We start from the raw sequence: 16101 nt of genomic DNA on the forward strand, positions 1-16101 counted from the left end.
ATTGCTTATTGAAGAGTATTGCCAGAGCTTCCAGGACCCGTTCCCATAGCAGGATTGCTTCCGAAGGGCCCTGAACCTGAAGGACCAAATGTACTCCCCATTCCCATAGCACTCAAAGGTGAATATTGACCGATATTACCAAAAAATTCTCCCCAAAAATTTCTTTTTGTTCCAGGTGTTGGCGTCGTTTCGGCAACCATGGTCACCGATTTTGCGTCTTTTTTCCCTAAATTTTCAATTTTTGTTAAGGTCCCTTTTTGATCGAAATACAAAGAAAGCACACGTTGTTTACTAATACCTGGGTAAGAAAGAGGTACTACTTTGGTCATCATAGAAATATATATCCAATTATTAGGATCGAAAGTTGCATAAGTTGTAGGCGATCCCAATATTTCAATTGCATCCGCTTTACTAGTACTGCCAATTTGTAAGGATTTGATATCGTTTTCACTAATAACACTCCCCCTCGGTAATGGAGAAGGCGCCAGTAACGAACAAGCCGAAACTCCCGAAATTACGGTCGTAAGCCATAGCGCTAAAAGAGATTTTTTAACATTATGGAACATGACATTATTATAAAGTCTATGTCTGCGTAGCTCTGAACTAAAGCGGAATAGCATGATTGATTAATATTCCTCAAATTGAGTATAAACTGATAAACAATCTTAATAAACCATGGGTATTGCAGTTTCTGTAAAACTTCAACTAAAATATTTGATGAGAAAAGAATTATGAACGAATGTTGCGAGTTTTCAAGAAATTATATTTTCCGAAATTTGAAGAGCAAATCGAATACAATGATCATTGAAGCCGATCATAAAGAAATGCAAGCGTTAGCACACAGATTTTCAATTCCAAAAATTAAAAATTTAAAATGTTTTTATCAGTTTAACTATCTTAATGAAAAAAATATATTAGTAAGCGGTAATCTCAAAGCTATTATCATACAATATTGCGTCCTAACTCTTGAAGAGTTAGAGGAAAAAATAGAAGAGAAATTTGAGTTACTATTGGTTCCTAAAGAAAAAATAATGAATAATCTTGAAAGCATTGAGGATCCCGATCTTGTTCCCTATAGTAATAATTGTATAGATCTTGGTGAAATTACTGCAGAACAATTGGCTTTATGCATCAATCCTTACCCGCATAAAGTCAAAACAAATGATGAACTTTTTTTTACAGATGATGAATTAAAAAATGAATCAAAAAATAATTCTTTTGCTATCTTAGCTAATCTACAAAATAAAGTTTGAAAAGCAATATTGTTTATAGAATTTTACTTGTTATTTAATATGAGCCAAACTATTTACTTAGTAAACAAGCCTACTGTTAAGTTTTTATTCGCTCTTGCTTAAATGGACTTAATCTGTTAAAAAGCTGGCTTCATTGAATAGTTTATACCATTATTCAATCTCACTATTTTGTTTTAAAAGTAAAGGTTAGGAGGAACTAATGGCCGTTCCTAAAAGAAAAACGTCACCCTCGCGCCGCGGTATGCGTCGCAGTCACCATGCCTTACGTTCAGAGGCACATTTAGAATGTCCAAATTGTGGTGAACTAAAGCGCCCACATCATGTTTGCAGCCACTGCGGACACTATGATGGTCGCGAAGTAGTTGCAGCTGGAAAAGCTTTAAAAGTAGCAGTGCGCTTATAGATTTGAAAGAATACAAGTAAAGTTATTTTTTGGTTTAAATTATTCTCTAAGCATTTCCAACATAACTTTGCAACGTATAACCCGTACTCAATGAGCCAAGAAGTAAACCATATAACAAAAATGAATTTTGATCTTGCCATTGATGCTATGGGAGGAGATAATGCTCCAGAAGTTATTGTCAAAGGCCTTAGTACTACCGCCATACGTCATCCAGACGTAAAAATACTTCTTATTGGAGATCAAAATCAACTTAAACCTTTATTACATAAATATCCTAAAGTATCCAGTATTTGTACTTTAAGACATACATCTATTGTTGTTCCTATGGATATGAAACCTACTTTGGCATTAAAACTGCGTAATTCCTCAATGCGAATGGCTATGGAAAGCGTAGCATGTAAGGAATCAAGAGGTGTAGTTTCTGCTGGTAATAGTGGGGCAATGCTTGCTCTTGCACAAATTATTATTAAAACAATGACAGGTATTTTGCGTCCAGCAATGGCCGCGATCAGCCCTACGGCTAAGGGCGATATTGTAATGCTTGACTTAGGGGCTAATGTTTCTTGTGATAGTAGGAATTTAGTTGATTTTGCGGTGCTTGGTTACGCCTTTGCCAAAGCAGTACTCGGACTGCCAAAGCCCATGATTGGACTTCTCAATGTAGGTTCCGAGGAGGTAAAGGGTAATGAACACTTGAAAATTGCTGCTGAAATCCTACGCAATAGTTCGTTATCTGACCATTTTCACGGTTTTATTGAAGGTCACGATATTACCGCTGGTACAACCGATGTTGTAGTGACGGATGGATTTACTGGAAATATTGCTTTGAAAACAGGAGAGGGTGCTTTAAAGCTTGCTTTTCAATTGTTGAAAGAAGTTTATTCTTCGAGTATTAGGGGAAAGCTAGGCTATTTAATGGTAAAACCAGGGCTAGAACGTATGAAAGAATGGCTAGACCCAAGGCGTTATAATGGAGCCGTATTTGTTGGACTAAACGGTGTTGTAGTAAAATCTCATGGTGGGGCAGATGAAACGAGTTTTGCCTCTGCCGTTGATGTTGCTATGGACATGATAAAACATGGCTTTTACGATGAAATATTAAATGCTTTAGCTCAGGTTAATCCTAAAAAAACTTTCGAATAGTTAACTTTAATATTCCAATTCAAAAACGCTAAGGTTTCAGATGTTATATCGTTCACGTCTCATTGGATTTGGAAGTTATCTTCCTAAAAATATCATTACTAATAACGATTTGTCCAAAAAAATTGACACTTCAGACGAGTGGATACGCGCGCGTACTGGTATCCGTCAAAGACACATTGTTTCAAACGAAACATGTACTTCTATGGCCTGCTGCGCAGCCGAGCAAGCTTTACGCTATGCTAATTTGTCAATACATGATATAGACGCGGTCATTGTGGCTACTAGCACACCTGATGCTCTTTTTCCTACAACTGCCGTTATGGTGCAAAAAGAATTAGGCATGAAAAAAGGGTTTGCGTTTGATGTGTCGTCTGCCTGTTCTGGATTTATTTTTGCTCTTTCTGTTGCTGATAATTTCATTAAAACCGGTCAAGCCAAAAATATTATTTTAATTGGTAGTGAAGTTTATTCACGCATTTTAGATTGGTCGGATCGAAGAACATGTGTTCTTTTTGGCGATGGTGCAGGCGCTGTTATTTTAACCGCTGTTAAACCGCAAGAAAATAATGGCATTTTAGGTATCTACCTTCATACGGATGGTCAGTATTCAGAATTACTTTATGTTGAAGGCTCTCCAACTGCTCAACAACAAAACTGTTATGTAAGGATGAATGGTAAAGAGGTTTTTAGACAGGCAGTAAATAAACTTTCCGAAGTAGTTGATGAAGCGCTAATTAAAAATAATTTAAAACATAAAGATATTGACTGGCTCGTTCCTCATCAAGCTAACTTAAGAATAATTAATGGTATGGGTAAAAAGTTGAAGCTTGCCCCTGAACGTGTAATTGTAACGGTTGACAAGCACGCTAATACATCTGCTGCCTCCATCCCTCTCGCGTTAAATGTAGCCATTCGAGATAAACGTATTAAAAGTGGTGATTTAGTTATCATGGAAACCTTAGGAGGGGGATTGAGTTGGGGATCAGCTTTAGTGCGTATCTAAATCCGTAAAGAATCACTAACATGACTTTTACCTGTTATTTTGTTTAATTTTTAAAATTGATATTCATATGAACACTCTTACACGCGCAGGATTGATCGAAAAACTATACAGTCATGTAGGTCTTTCAAGAAACGAGTCCGCACAAATATTAGAAGATATTTTGGAAAGAATTATGTCCACACTTGAAAAAGGTGATTCAGTTAAAATCAGCGGGTTTGGAACCTTTTCTGTCCGAAAAAAAGGCACTCGAGTGGGGCGAAACCCTAAAACAGGTAAAGAAGTCACCATAGATCCAAGATTAGTATTATCCTTTCGACCTAGTCAAATACTAAAAAAAAATGTTAATAAAGGAATGATGCAAAAATAAGTCAGAGAGGTTTTTTAATATGGCCAATGATGACGTTTACGATGATCTAGAGCAGACACAATCACTTAAATATAAAAACTTATCCATTGCACATTTAACTGAAAAAGCACCTACAGTTAAAGAGCCAAATGCATTCCGAACCATAAGCGAAGTTTCAGAAAAATTACATGTTCCACAACATGTACTGCGATTTTGGGAATCACGCTTTAAACAAATTGCTCCCTTAAAACGTAATGGGGGAAGACGGTATTATCGAAGCGAAGATATAGTTTTACTTAAGCGTATTTCAGATTTGCTTTACGTACAAGGCTATACAGTTAAAGGTGTTCAACGTATGTTGGAAAACGGTGAATTAAATTCCGCACCACAACAAGAAATACAGTCACTTGAAAAAAATTTAGATGCTCAACTTGAAACAAAATCATCAGACGGAAATAAAAAAACAATGTCTGATTCTATATTACAAAATCAACTCGATACACTAAAAAAAAGAAATTTGGAACTTAATCAATTTTTACAAATAGTACTTGAGGAATTGCATGCGCTAAGAAAAACTTTAAATAGCATAAATTAAAGGTTGCTAAATAGTCTAAGGGTTGGTATATGGCGTTTACTTTATAGCGGGCAGTAGCGCAGCCTGGTAGCGCATCAGTCTGGGGGACTGGAGGTCGTGGGTTCGAATCCCGCCTGCCCGATATACTATGTTAAGGTTCACTTTTATCTCGTAAAGTCCAATTATTCCATAGCATAATTAAAGCTGCCATCAAGGCAGGGCCTACGAATAAACCAATCATTCCCCAGGTCTCTAATCCTCCAACAATTCCAATAAGCACCCATATAAAAGGCAATTTTGTTGCACCGCCAATAAGTGTGGGTCGAATAAAATGATCCGAAATAAAGACAACGATACAACCAATAATCAACACACAAAGTGCAGACCATGGCGAAAGTTGTAAAAAAGCTGTTCCCGAAACAAATAAAATTGCAAATATCGGACAAAAGGGAATCATCGCTGAAACAGCGGTAATAATACCAAAAAGTGCAGAATGAGGGATAGACATAAAATAATAAATTATTCCTAGAACAACGCCTTGTCCTAAGCCTACCAAAATCAATCCAGATACGGTTCCATGAATAGACAATATCATTTGCTGGGCGATTGTCTCTCCCTGTTTACCAAATAACCTTCGCGAGCCTCGCAAACATTGTTGAGCAATATGTTCCCCATCTCTAAATATAAAAAATAAAGTTAACATAGAAAAAAAGAATAACAATCCTCTATGCACAAGTTGAGAGCCTATTTTTTGGGTGACATAGACACCATGACTATAATGTAAATTAGATAAAAGCAACGAAACCATTTTGGGGTGAGAAAGATTGTCTACCCACCATTTATAAATAAAATTTTTAGCAAAAGGCAATTTTGATATCCACAAAGGAGGCTCTACCCCTTGATGACTTACATGGATTATCCAAAGTATTATAGCCTGAATGTCTTTACTTCCCTCTATAAGAAGAACGGTAAGAGGTAAAATAAACAATAAAGAAATAAAACATGAAAAGATAAACGGAAGAATAAATGTATTGGATGTAGACAGCCATTTTTTTTTTGTTTTTTGATAAAGAGGCCAACACGCAATCGCAAAAATAACTGCCCAAATTAATGAAGGTATAAATGACTTGATAGTGTAAAGACCCAATAAAAAAAGAAGAATAATTAAACACGTTTGAGCCAAAGTTTGATTATGAATTTGTTCAGCAAGACTAAGTTGTCGAGTCAATTTTAATTCAGAATTTTTGCTTTTTGGTATTAGCATCTAAAATAAACCTACGTTAATGGGTATGAGGGTGAATAACAAAATTAGCAAACGCTTGTATAAATGCAGCTTCCTTTAACGAATCATAGCGTCCTGTTAGCCCACCATGACCAGAATCCATATTCATTTTAAGCAATATCGGTTCATTCGATTGATTATATTCTCTTAACTTAGCAACCCATTTGGCTGGTTCCCAATACGTAACTCTCGGATCGGTTAATCCACCTACCGCCAAAATTGCAGGATAGTTTTGTTTTTTGATCGTATCATAAGGCGAATAACTAGCAATGTATTCGTAAGCATGTCTGTTTTCGATAGGATTACCCCATTCTGGCCATTCTGGAGGGGTTAAAGGCAACAAACAGTCGGACATTGTATTAAGCACATCTACAAAGGGTACCTCAGCTATGATTCCTGCAAATAAATCTGGCCTTAGATTAGCAATGTAACCCATTACCATACCTCCTGCAGACCGACCATTGGCCACAATAGACTTTGGCTTGGTCCAATTTTGTTGGACAAGGTAGTCTGCACAAGTAATAAAGTCTGTAAAGCTTTTTGTTTTATTAAATTTTCGCCCGTCTAAAAACCATTTCCACCCTTTTTCTGACCCACCTCTTATATGGGCTATGGCATAAACCCATCCTTGCTGAATATAATTCATGGCATCGTTGGAAAAAGTTGGATCAATCGCATACCCATAAGCCCCATAACCATAAAGCAATAAGGGGTTTCCACCATTTTGTTTGATGTCTTTACGATAAGCAACAGTTATAGGAATAGTTTCTCCATCTGCTGCTTCTGCCCATAAACGCTCGGTCATATAGTCATTGGTCGAAAAAGGAATATTAAATTGTTGCGTTTTAATAATCTCATCATGTTGCGTTAATACGTGATAGGATTTCCAGATTTTAGGACAAATTAGCGATTCAAATGTATACAGAATGGCGTCTGAATTTGGGTTAAGTATGTCTATAAGCGAGAGCGTATACGCTGAACCATCACCCGAAATGTATTCTGTTTGACCCAACTTATTCATTATAACAATGCGCAAACTAGCTTCATAGCGTTCTAACCAAACAAAATAATCACTATAGGCAATGGCATTTAAAACAAATTGTTTTGGTTGATGAGGGAGCCACTCTTGCCACATTAGTTTAGTAAAACCATCATGAGTAACGCAATCGGGGATGGGCATCCTCATAAACTTAAAATTATAAGCTCCATCCGCATTGGTTTTAATAATGAAATGATTATTCCAATCAAAAACTTCATACTGTAAACCTCGTTTCCTTTTTTTAAAACACATAGGTTGAGCAGTAGGATTATTTTGAGCAATTAACCAAACTTCGTCGGTATCATGAGTACGTGCGATTAGATAAATCCATTTATTACTTAAACTTCGACGAATATTAAGAAAATATCCTGAATCCTTTTCTTCATACACTAAACTATTTTTACCTGATAAAATTTCATGACGAAAAATTTTAGTAGGCCGTCCTAATGCATCCCTGTAGATCCAAAAAACATATTGACTGCAAGACGAAAATGTAAATTCTCCCGTTGAATTTTGAATATTGGTCTTAAATGTAGGTTGCATTTCTATTGATTGAAGATGAATTTCCCAAATTTCTGAACCATTATTATCTTGTGCATACGCCAGCCATTGATGATCCGGACTATGTTGTACATGAGAAATTTTTATATAATCATTGGTATGAGGTATAAGATTTGGATTTAACAGAATTTGCTCTTGTTGAGTGAATTGCTTTTTTCTACAATAAAGTGAGAATTCTAAATTTTTTTGATATTTCGAATAATAAAGCCATTCACCATCTTTTAGCTCTATAGAACATTCATTATCAAAAACTCTTTCTTTCATCTGCAGAAAAAGTGTTTCTTGTAGGTTTTTCGTTTCCTCCATTATCAAGTTTGTATATTTGTTTTCTGCCTCCAGATGTTGTTTGATTTCTTTATTTAAGCAGCGGGGATCGGATAAAACATTTTGCCAATTCTTGTCTTTTAGCCAAAAATAACTATCGTTACGTTCATAAGAAAATTGTTTTATTATTTTTGTTTTTTTTACTGCAATAGGCGGTTTATATTTCATTAAGCTATACGATCATTGTTGATTATTATAAGTATTTATCGGTACACATTTAATATATAAATTGATTAAATTGTTAACACCCACAGTCAATGTCTTTACTGTAAACTTACTATATTATACATAGCGTATAATTTTAATTTAAACGACTAGTATTGGATTATTTTGAAAATTTTATAAAGAATATTAAAATGAAAAAAAACGCTATACTTTGTGTAGGAGCAGGACTTTCTGGAGCCACCATCGCCCGTCTACTGGCAGAAAAAGATTACATCGTAGACATTGTTGAAGAACGAAATCATACGGCGGGTAATTGCTATACAGAACGAGACAAACATACAGGAATTATGATTCATACCTATGGACCTCATATTTTTCATACAGACAAGGAACATGTTTGGAATTTCGTTAACCAATATTGCACGATGATGCCTTATATTAATCGCGTAAAAACAACGATCAAAGATCAAGTTTATTCTTTACCTATTAATCTGCACACAATAAATCAATTTTTTTGCAAAGCTTTTTTACCGGATGAAGCGAGAAAATTTATTGAAAAAAAGGCAAATCGTTCTATTTTTGAGCCTAAAAATTTTGAAGAACAAGCTTTAAAATTCGTTGGGAAAGAAATTTATGAGACCTTTTTTAAAGGTTATTCGACCAAACAATGGGGCCTAGATCCAAAAGAATTGCCCGCATCTATTTTAAAACGTTTACCTATACGATTTAACTATAACGATAGCTATTTTAGTCATCGTTACCAGGGCATACCCAGAGATGGTTACAGCAATTTAATAAACAATATTCTTGACCATCCTAACATAACGCTTCATCTTCACACACATTTTGATCAATCTTCAGCTAAAGAGTATTCTCATGTATTTTACAGTGGACCATTGGATGCCTATTTTAAATACCGAGAAGGGCATTTAGCCTATAGGACGCTTGATTTTAAAAGTTTCACGCACAAAGGCGATTATTTAGGCACTGCCGTTATGAATTATGGAGAAGAAACTGTTCCTTTTACACGAATTACAGAACATAAATATTTCTCGCCTTGGGAACATCATGAAGAGTCAGTATGCTATAGAGAATACAGTCGTAATTGCGAAAAAGGGGATTTGCCCTATTATCCCATACGCTTAGTGGGTAAAATGGATGTTTTGGAGCGATACACAATATTGGCCAATAAAGAACAAAATGTAACCTTTGTAGGACGCTTAGGTACCTATCGCTATTTGGATATGGATGTAACTATTGCCGAAGCATTGGAGGCTGCTCGTGAGTTTTTGCATAAAAAAAGAACGTAATTACTTGAAAAAATCTTATTTTGCAGAATTAGATATTTATAGACTTCTTGTCAATTGAATCGGATAAATAGAGCTAAAAGGGTTCTAATTAGAGGTTTTGTTGATCTTTTTTAAGGTTTTTATAAACCCAAATCAAAAAAATAAAATGTTGAAACCTATTTCTTAAAGTTATGTAGCCTAGGTAATTTCCAAATTTATGACACATGAAAAGCAATTTATTAATTACGTATTAACGCTATCTTGCCCCAATAGGCCAGGTATTGTGGCAGCAATATCAACGCAATTATATAATGCCAACGCAAATATCATTGAATCACAACAACACGATGATTCTTCAGGCCGTTTTTTTATGCGTGTCGTTTTTTCATTAAAAAATAGTTCTGAAATATATGCATGGCTCAATTCGCGCCTTGAAGCACTGGCACAACACTTTACTATGACGTGGTTACTTCACAATTCTACTAAGAAGCGAAAAGTTTTGCTTATGCTTTCTAAGTTCGACCATTGTTTAGTTGATTTGCTTTATCGTTGGCGCATTGGTGAACTAAATATCGAGCCTACCGCTATTGTTTCAAATTATCCAAAAGAAAATTATTCCCATATAGATCTTCGAAATATTCCGTTTTTTTACTTACCTATTGACTCAAATAATAAAAGCAAACAAGAAAACGAAGTGTGGAATATCTTTCGAAATACGCATACGGAATTAATTATATTGGCACGTTATATGCAAATTTTGTCAGCGGAATTTATTAAAAAAATACCCGGTCAATGCATCAATATTCATCATTCTTTTTTACCTGGTTTTAAAGGAGCAAAGGCTTATCATCAAGCGTTCACCCGGGGTGTCAAGCTGATTGGAGCTACTGCGCATTACGTTACAGAAGCCTTAGATGAAGGGCCCATCATTGAACAGGACGTTGAACGCGTCAGTCATCGAGATCAACCTGAGGATCTAATTCGAAAAGGAAGAGATATCGAAAAACGAGTCCTTGCCAAAGCTATACGATACCATAGCGAAGACAGAGTACTATTAAATGGAAACAAAACCGTAGTCTTTACCGATTAATTAAGGAAAAAGTTTTCCACACATACCGTGCTTCAAATTTTGTCCTTCTTCACTCCTTGATGGTATCAGTCCAATACGCAAAAAAAGATCAATTAAAACCAAGTTAACGTTAAACTTAAAATTCCTAGTGGTTAGGACTTGTTGATACACCTCTTCGATGGGAAGTAATATAAATTCACTAACTTCACCATCATTGGGAACTGGACGAAAATGATCAGGAAGCCATAAATCATAGCAATAGATTACATCTCTTCGTAATCCTTCAGGCCTATTGGTGCTATAACTGATTATAGTTTGAAAATGCGCTTCGTTAACCAATTCGTTGGGTATATTCGCTTCTTCACTGGCTTCTTTCAATAAAGCACTCTTATGATCATGTCCAGCAGGAATTCCACCTGCAACCATATGATCCAATTTGTTAGGGTCAAGCCTCTTACTTGCAGAGCGTTTTCCTACCCATAAAAAGATTCCAGAGGGTTTCTTAACTAAACCATTTAAATGGACCCCACTGCCAATAAGACCTAAAAAGGGTAAAATGCTTCGATCAATTATTCCAATAGGTTTATCATAAGGTGTGGGGTAAACATCAAACGCTTCATTCATTCCCGATACGTATCTATCTTGAATGAGTCGGTTCCCAAAATCTTCTAAGGATAAATGTTGAGAAAGAGATACAATGGAGTCTGTATTTAATTTTGCCCCATACCGTTGCAGTATATTGATTTTTTCGATGCTAACCCATCCTATAAGGGCGTTAAACGCTCTAAGGGGAAGATAGTGCTGGTTTAAAAAAGCGTCATTGCAAAAGTATATGTGATCTAAAAATGCTTTATATTCAGAATGTTGCATAGCAATACTAACAAGTTATCAAAGGTAGGGAAAAGAGTAAATTTTAAAAGCCTCATAAAACGATATATAAATCTTTATAATCATTTATATTACCCTCTCAAAAAATCTGTAGCACAATTAGGTATGTTCAAAAAATTAATTTATCACCTCATCAATAAAATAAACTCACGGTCAGGTTGGAAGACTTTAGTCGAATTGTTGTCTTATCTATGGCCAAAAAACCAACCGATTATGAGATTAAGACTGGTTCTTGCGACGTTGTTAATGATCACTGCTAAGATAAGTTCTTTGTTGGTGCCATTACTTTATAGCCAAATTATCGATCGTTTATCAAACAAAGGAACCTCAAGTTTTTTTTATGTAACGTTTTGGATTATTTTGGGTTACGGATTGATTCGTATTTTGTCCAGTTTATGCTCAGAATTAAAAGATACAGTATTTGCTCCTCTACGGTATCGAGTGATGCGTACGATAACGGTAAAATGTTTTGAGCACATGCATGCTCTTTCATTAAATTTTCATCTTAATCGTCAAACTGGTGCCATTACCCGTGCAATCGAAAGGGGAAGCGAAGGGATTGAAACCGTCTTACGAGTAGGGGTATTTAGTATCGTACCTACTCTTATTGAAACCGTTCTAGTCGTGATAGTTATCGCTCATGTCTATAGTTGGTATTACACACTCGTCGTATGTACAGCCATTATTGCCTACATTTTATTTACGTTATTTTTTACATCGTGGCGGATCAACATAAGACGTAAAATGAACGAAATCAATAACGAAGCCAACAATCGTGCCTTAGACAGCTTATTAAACTATGAGACCGTAAAATACTTTGGAAATGAAACGCACGAAATAAAAAAATATGATGCTTCTTTATTACGCTACGAGAAAGCATCCATTAAAACTCAAGTTACGTTAAATGGATTGAATTTTGGTCAAGCGTTTATTATTGCACTAGCCCTAACGCTGTTAATGCTTATGGCTGCGTACGATTTAAAAATTGGCCTATTTACATTGGGTAAATTTGTCCTCATCAATACGTATCTTCTTCAACTTTACCAACCTCTGAATTTTCTAGGCAGTATTTATTCTAACTTACGACAATCCATTGTAGATTTAGAAAATATGTTCGCATTGTTGGCAATCAAACCTGAAATTCATTCTCATAATAAATCCCTTGTTTTACCTTCTGATTTTGAAAAAACAGGACCTGTTGGGATCAAAGTGATGAACGTTTCATTCGGTTACGATTCATCAAGAACGATCTTGCGTCATCTCAATTTTACCATTGATCCGGGCAAACAAGTGGCTATTGTGGGTCCTACCGGAGCAGGAAAATCCACTTTAAGTCGTTTATTATTTCGTTTTTATGATGTTACAGAGGGCGAAATTTTAATTGAAAACATCAATATAAACGATTACCAACTAGCAAGCTTGAGGGCATCTATTGGCATAGTCCCCCAAGATACAGTCTTGTTTAATGACACCATTGGATATAATATTTCGTACGGAAATTTAAAAGCGTCTTCCAAAGCGATTGAAAACGCAGCAAAGCTCGCTCAGATAGATCATTTTATTCGAACTTTGCCTCTAGGATACGATACATTAGTGGGGGAAAGAGGCTTAAAACTTTCTGGTGGAGAAAAACAACGAATTGCTATCGCGCGAACCCTTTTAAAAAACCCTAGAATTTTAATTCTCGACGAAGCAACAAGCGCCCTTGACAGCCATACAGAACAAGAAATTCAAAGCGCTTTGCAAAATATTTCTAAAGGTCGAACGGTGGTAACCATTGCGCATAGACTATCCACCATTGTTAACGCAGACCTTATCCTGGTCATGATGAACGGGCAAATTATTGAACGTGGAACCCATGATTTTTTAATTGCTAAAAATGGTTTTTATGCCAATATGTGGACTATCCAAGCAAAACAAAAAGAAGACTAATTTATTTCTAGTCTTTTTTAAAGTTTTATTGTAGAAAAGGGCCTAAGGTCTTGACTCATGTATCATTTTTCGCCATTAGGGCATAGTTAAGTCAATGTTATTGTTGCCACGCACTTTTTAAGTGCCGGCTTTTATTACCTGAGGATAAACATAATGTCTCGCCGTTGCCACATCACAGGCAAAGGCGTGTTGACAGGAAACAATGTCAGTCACGCCAATAATAAAAATCGCCGTCGTTTCTTGCCAAATTTGCAAGATTATTCCCTTTTGTCTGATATCTTAGGACAACGTATTCATTTGCGTGCTACCAATCATGGACTACGTACCGTAGAACACAATGGGGGTCTGGATAAGTTTCTACTCAGCACTCCGAATCGCAAGCTAACCGAAGAAGCGATGGTTATTAAACGTCGTATTCTGCAAGCGCAAGCAAAAAAGCAAGCTACTACTACCTAATTTATCAAAGCACGCTGTTAGTCCTATTGGACCCTCTTTCATAATCTTAAAGAGGGTGTTTTGCATGGTATCGAATTTAGTTTCGATATGCTATAATTCTATTCCTTTTTCTTCATATTTTCTTCGTTTGTGGAGGTTACCCCTTTGTCCGCCCAATCTGAGCTTTCAAAAATTCGTAATATAGGTATAACTGCACATATTGATGCAGGTAAAACAACAACAACCGAACGGATTCTGTACTATACTGGTGTTTCCCACAAGATTGGTGAGGTTCACGAGGGAAACACTACAACCGATTATATGGATCAAGAACGGGAACGAGGTATTACCATTACCTCTGCCGCTGTGACGTGCGAATGGAAAAACCATCGCATCAATATTATCGATACCCCTGGTCACATTGATTTCAATATTGAAGTGAATCGTTCGCTTCGCGTGCTTGACGGTGCTGTATTTATTATTGAAGGCGTTGCAGGGGTTCAACCCCAATCTGAGACCAATTGGCGCCTTGCGGATCGGTACAAAGTTCCCCGTATTATTTTTATTAATAAATTGGATAGAACGGGTGCGAACTTCGATTACGCTTTTAGTACCCTTAAAGAAAAACTGGACATAATTGCTATACCTTTACAATTTCCAATTGGGGCTGAAGAAAACCTCAAAGGTATTGTGGATCTTGTTGAAATGAAAGCAATTATTTGGGAAGGTGACGATCTTGGTGCTAAATACGACGTTATCGAAATTCCTGAAGAGCTAAAAGAAAAAGCTACAGAATGGCGTCAAAACCTACTTGATTCGGTATTGGCGGTTGATGATTCGGCCATGGAAGAATATTTTGATAAAGGCGATGTCTCCACAGAAGTTTTAAAGAAATGTATTAAAAAAGGTACAATTTCTGGTGAATTTCGTCCGGTTCTTTGTGGATCTTCTTTCAAAAACAAAGGGGTGCAACCTCTACTTGACGCCATTATAGACTATTTACCTGCGCCAAACGACGTCGAGGGTATACGTATTGCACCGCCAGAAGACGAAGAGATAGATGAGAATAATTTACCTATTATCCCTGTAGATCCAGAAGGTAAATTTGCTGGACTAGCGTTTAAAATTATCAATGATAAATATGGTTCACTGACTTTTGTTCGTGTTTATCGTGGTGTTCTTCGTTCAGGGGATACCGTATTTAACACTACACACGGTCATAAAGAACGTATTGGTCGTATTTTTCAAATGCATGCGGATAAGCGTTTAGAACTCAAAGAAGTGCATGCGGGTGATATCGCTGCGTTTGTTGGTTTGAAAGATACCAAAACAGGGGATACCTTAGCAGATCCCAGCGATCCTGTTGTGTTAGAGCGTATGCAATTTCCAGTACCTGTTATTGACATTTCTGTAGAACCAAAAACAAAAGAAGCGGTTGAAAAAATGACGATCGCTTTGCAAAAGCTTGCTTCAGAAGATCCTTCATTGCAATTGAAAACAGACCAAGAAACCGGTCAAACCATTCTTTCTGGAATGGGGGAACTGCATCTTGATATTATTATTGACCGTTTGAGACGTGAGTACGGGGTTGATGCGAATATTGGCGCACCTCAAGTTGCGTATCGTGAAACGATATCCCAAACCCATACCGAAATCTACACACACAAAAAGCAATCCGGTGGTGCAGGTCAATACGCTGAAGTCAAAATTATTTTCGAACCTACCAAACGGAATGAAGGAATTATATTCGAAAATAAAATTGTTGGAGGTGCCATTCCTAGGGAATATATTCCTGCAGTGGATAAAGGAATAAGAAATCAAAGTTCAACCGGTGTGCTTGCTGGATTTCCTACTGTTGACTTTAAATTTACCCTTGTGGATGGTAAATACCATGATGTTGACTCTTCAGCATTGGCGTTTGAAATTGCAGGTAAGGCTTGTTTCCGTGAAGGTATGAAAAAAGCTGGCCCTGTTATCTTAGAACCGATTATGGATGTTGAAGTGACAACACCGAATGATCACGTAGGAGACGTAGTAGGGGATTTAAATCGTCGTCGTGGGATGATCCAAAGTCAAGAAACTGCGGGAAGTACGGTCATGGTAAGGGCTTTTGTGCCTCTGAAAGAAATGTTTGGGTATATTTCTGATTTGCGCTCTATGACCAAAGGTCGTGCGTCGTTTACCATGCAGTTCCATCATTATGATCCAGTCCCTCGCAACGTAGCTGATGAAATTATTAATCACTCTGCATAAAAACAACGCAACTGCTTAGTTAAAAACCGTATACAATTTCTTGTATACGGTTTTTTATACTTCGTCAGGATTACAGCGTATTTAAAAAATTTTTATACAGAAAGATACCAATCATATATTTAACGATGAGTTTGTTCATTAT

15 protein-coding genes and 1 tRNA gene are annotated in these 16101 nt (G+C 36.4%); 12 read left to right on the top strand and 4 right to left on the bottom strand.

What is annotated here, in order from left to right:
• Positions 1-5: 5 nt before the first annotated feature.
• Positions 6-620: an outer membrane protein assembly factor BamE gene (locus AABE15_RS03255; RefSeq protein ID WP_338329849.1), complete on the bottom strand. Its 615-nt coding sequence runs from the start codon at positions 618-620 to the stop codon at positions 6-8.
• 177 nt (positions 621-797) lie between these two features.
• On the opposite strand from AABE15_RS03255, the gene AABE15_RS03260 reads away from it, so the two are divergent.
• The 7 genes from AABE15_RS03260 to AABE15_RS03290 all read left to right on the top strand — a co-directional run bounded on the left by AABE15_RS03260 (position 798) and on the right by AABE15_RS03290 (position 4864).
• Positions 798-1253 (top strand): YceD family protein, encoded by a 456-nt coding sequence (locus tag AABE15_RS03260; RefSeq protein ID WP_338329850.1) that lies wholly within the window; start codon positions 798-800, stop codon positions 1251-1253.
• Between the two features lie 199 nt (positions 1254-1452).
• Complete coding sequence (rpmF, locus tag AABE15_RS03265) at positions 1453-1656, top strand: 50S ribosomal protein L32 (protein WP_338329851.1); 204 nt, start codon at positions 1453-1455, stop codon at positions 1654-1656.
• A gap of 90 nt (positions 1657-1746) precedes the next feature.
• Positions 1747-2799 carry a phosphate acyltransferase PlsX gene (gene plsX, locus AABE15_RS03270; protein WP_338329852.1) on the top strand — a complete coding sequence of 351 codons (1053 nt, stop codon included), beginning with the start codon at positions 1747-1749 and terminating at the stop codon, positions 2797-2799.
• Between the two features lie 40 nt (positions 2800-2839).
• Positions 2840-3802, top strand: a complete 963-nt coding sequence (locus AABE15_RS03275; RefSeq protein ID WP_338329853.1) for a beta-ketoacyl-ACP synthase III — start codon at positions 2840-2842, stop codon at positions 3800-3802.
• 67 nt (positions 3803-3869) lie between these two features.
• Positions 3870-4169, top strand: a complete 300-nt coding sequence (locus tag AABE15_RS03280; RefSeq protein ID WP_338329854.1) for an integration host factor subunit alpha — start codon at positions 3870-3872, stop codon at positions 4167-4169.
• A 19-nt stretch (positions 4170-4188) separates the two neighbouring features.
• Positions 4189-4743, top strand: coding sequence for a MerR family transcriptional regulator (locus AABE15_RS09235; RefSeq protein WP_408870245.1), 555 nt, complete (start codon positions 4189-4191; stop codon positions 4741-4743).
• 47 nt (positions 4744-4790) lie between these two features.
• Positions 4791-4864: transfer RNA gene (locus tag AABE15_RS03290), tRNA-Pro, on the top strand.
• A gap of 9 nt (positions 4865-4873) precedes the next feature.
• Here the strand turns inward: AABE15_RS03290 and AABE15_RS03295 are convergent.
• Both AABE15_RS03295 and AABE15_RS03300 read right to left on the bottom strand, forming a co-directional pair.
• Positions 4874-5986 (bottom strand): AI-2E family transporter, encoded by a 1113-nt coding sequence (locus AABE15_RS03295; protein ID WP_338329855.1) that lies wholly within the window; start codon positions 5984-5986, stop codon positions 4874-4876.
• Between the two features lie 16 nt (positions 5987-6002).
• Complete coding sequence (locus AABE15_RS03300) at positions 6003-8096, bottom strand: S9 family peptidase (RefSeq protein WP_338329856.1); 2094 nt, start codon at positions 8094-8096, stop codon at positions 6003-6005.
• Between the two features lie 188 nt (positions 8097-8284).
• On the opposite strand from AABE15_RS03300, the gene glf reads away from it, so the two are divergent.
• Both glf and purU read left to right on the top strand, forming a co-directional pair.
• Positions 8285-9403 (top strand): UDP-galactopyranose mutase, encoded by a 1119-nt coding sequence (gene glf, locus AABE15_RS03305; protein ID WP_338329857.1) that lies wholly within the window; start codon positions 8285-8287, stop codon positions 9401-9403.
• A 196-nt stretch (positions 9404-9599) separates the two neighbouring features.
• Positions 9600-10472, top strand: a complete 873-nt coding sequence (gene purU / locus AABE15_RS03310) for a formyltetrahydrofolate deformylase (protein ID WP_338329858.1) — start codon at positions 9600-9602, stop codon at positions 10470-10472.
• Here the strand turns inward: purU and AABE15_RS03315 are convergent, their stop codons facing one another.
• Positions 10473-11321, bottom strand: a complete 849-nt coding sequence (locus tag AABE15_RS03315) for an NUDIX domain-containing protein (RefSeq protein ID WP_338329859.1) — start codon at positions 11319-11321, stop codon at positions 10473-10475.
• 123 nt (positions 11322-11444) lie between these two features.
• Here AABE15_RS03315 and AABE15_RS03320 point away from each other — a divergent pair, with 123 nt between their 5' ends.
• From AABE15_RS03320 to fusA, 3 genes are all read left to right on the top strand, one after another.
• Positions 11445-13271, top strand: coding sequence for an ABC transporter ATP-binding protein/permease (locus tag AABE15_RS03320; protein WP_338329860.1), 1827 nt, complete (start codon positions 11445-11447; stop codon positions 13269-13271).
• A gap of 153 nt (positions 13272-13424) precedes the next feature.
• Entirely contained in the window at positions 13425-13727 is a 303-nt protein-coding gene (gene rpmB / locus AABE15_RS03325; protein WP_338329861.1) for a 50S ribosomal protein L28, read from the top strand.
• Between the two features lie 144 nt (positions 13728-13871).
• On the top strand, positions 13872-15959 hold the full coding sequence (gene fusA, locus AABE15_RS03330; RefSeq protein WP_338329862.1) for an elongation factor G: 2088 nt from the start codon (positions 13872-13874) through the stop codon (positions 15957-15959).
• Positions 15960-16101 lie beyond the last annotated feature (142 nt).

Origin of the sequence: Commensalibacter sp. Nvir (assembly GCF_963921845.1) — a bacterium.
Taxonomy (GTDB): domain Bacteria; phylum Pseudomonadota; class Alphaproteobacteria; order Acetobacterales; family Acetobacteraceae; genus Commensalibacter.

Excerpts from the sequence above, each read along its gene's own strand:
- AABE15_RS03260 (WP_338329850.1), top strand. The coding sequence starts at position 798 with ATGATCATTGAAGCCGATCATAAAGAAATGCAAGCGTTAGCACACAGA.
- AABE15_RS03275 (WP_338329853.1), top strand. The coding sequence starts at position 2,840 with ATGTTATATCGTTCACGTCTCATTGGATTTGGAAGTTATCTTCCTAAA.
- purU (WP_338329858.1), top strand. The coding sequence starts at position 9,600 with ATGACACATGAAAAGCAATTTATTAATTACGTATTAACGCTATCTTGC.
- rpmB (WP_338329861.1), top strand. The coding sequence starts at position 13,425 with ATGTCTCGCCGTTGCCACATCACAGGCAAAGGCGTGTTGACAGGAAAC.
- AABE15_RS03280 (WP_338329854.1), top strand. The coding sequence starts at position 3,870 with ATGAACACTCTTACACGCGCAGGATTGATCGAAAAACTATACAGTCAT.
- glf (WP_338329857.1), top strand. The coding sequence starts at position 8,285 with ATGAAAAAAAACGCTATACTTTGTGTAGGAGCAGGACTTTCTGGAGCC.
- plsX (WP_338329852.1), top strand. The coding sequence starts at position 1,747 with ATGAGCCAAGAAGTAAACCATATAACAAAAATGAATTTTGATCTTGCC.
- AABE15_RS03300 (WP_338329856.1), bottom strand. The coding sequence starts at position 8,096 with ATGAAATATAAACCGCCTATTGCAGTAAAAAAAACAAAAATAATAAAA.
- AABE15_RS03315 (WP_338329859.1), bottom strand. The coding sequence starts at position 11,321 with ATGCAACATTCTGAATATAAAGCATTTTTAGATCACATATACTTTTGC.
- rpmF (WP_338329851.1), top strand. The coding sequence starts at position 1,453 with ATGGCCGTTCCTAAAAGAAAAACGTCACCCTCGCGCCGCGGTATGCGT.
- AABE15_RS03320 (WP_338329860.1), top strand. The coding sequence starts at position 11,445 with ATGTTCAAAAAATTAATTTATCACCTCATCAATAAAATAAACTCACGG.
- AABE15_RS09235 (WP_408870245.1), top strand. The coding sequence starts at position 4,189 with ATGGCCAATGATGACGTTTACGATGATCTAGAGCAGACACAATCACTT.
- AABE15_RS03255 (WP_338329849.1), bottom strand. The coding sequence starts at position 620 with ATGCTATTCCGCTTTAGTTCAGAGCTACGCAGACATAGACTTTATAAT.
- AABE15_RS03295 (WP_338329855.1), bottom strand. The coding sequence starts at position 5,986 with ATGCTAATACCAAAAAGCAAAAATTCTGAATTAAAATTGACTCGACAA.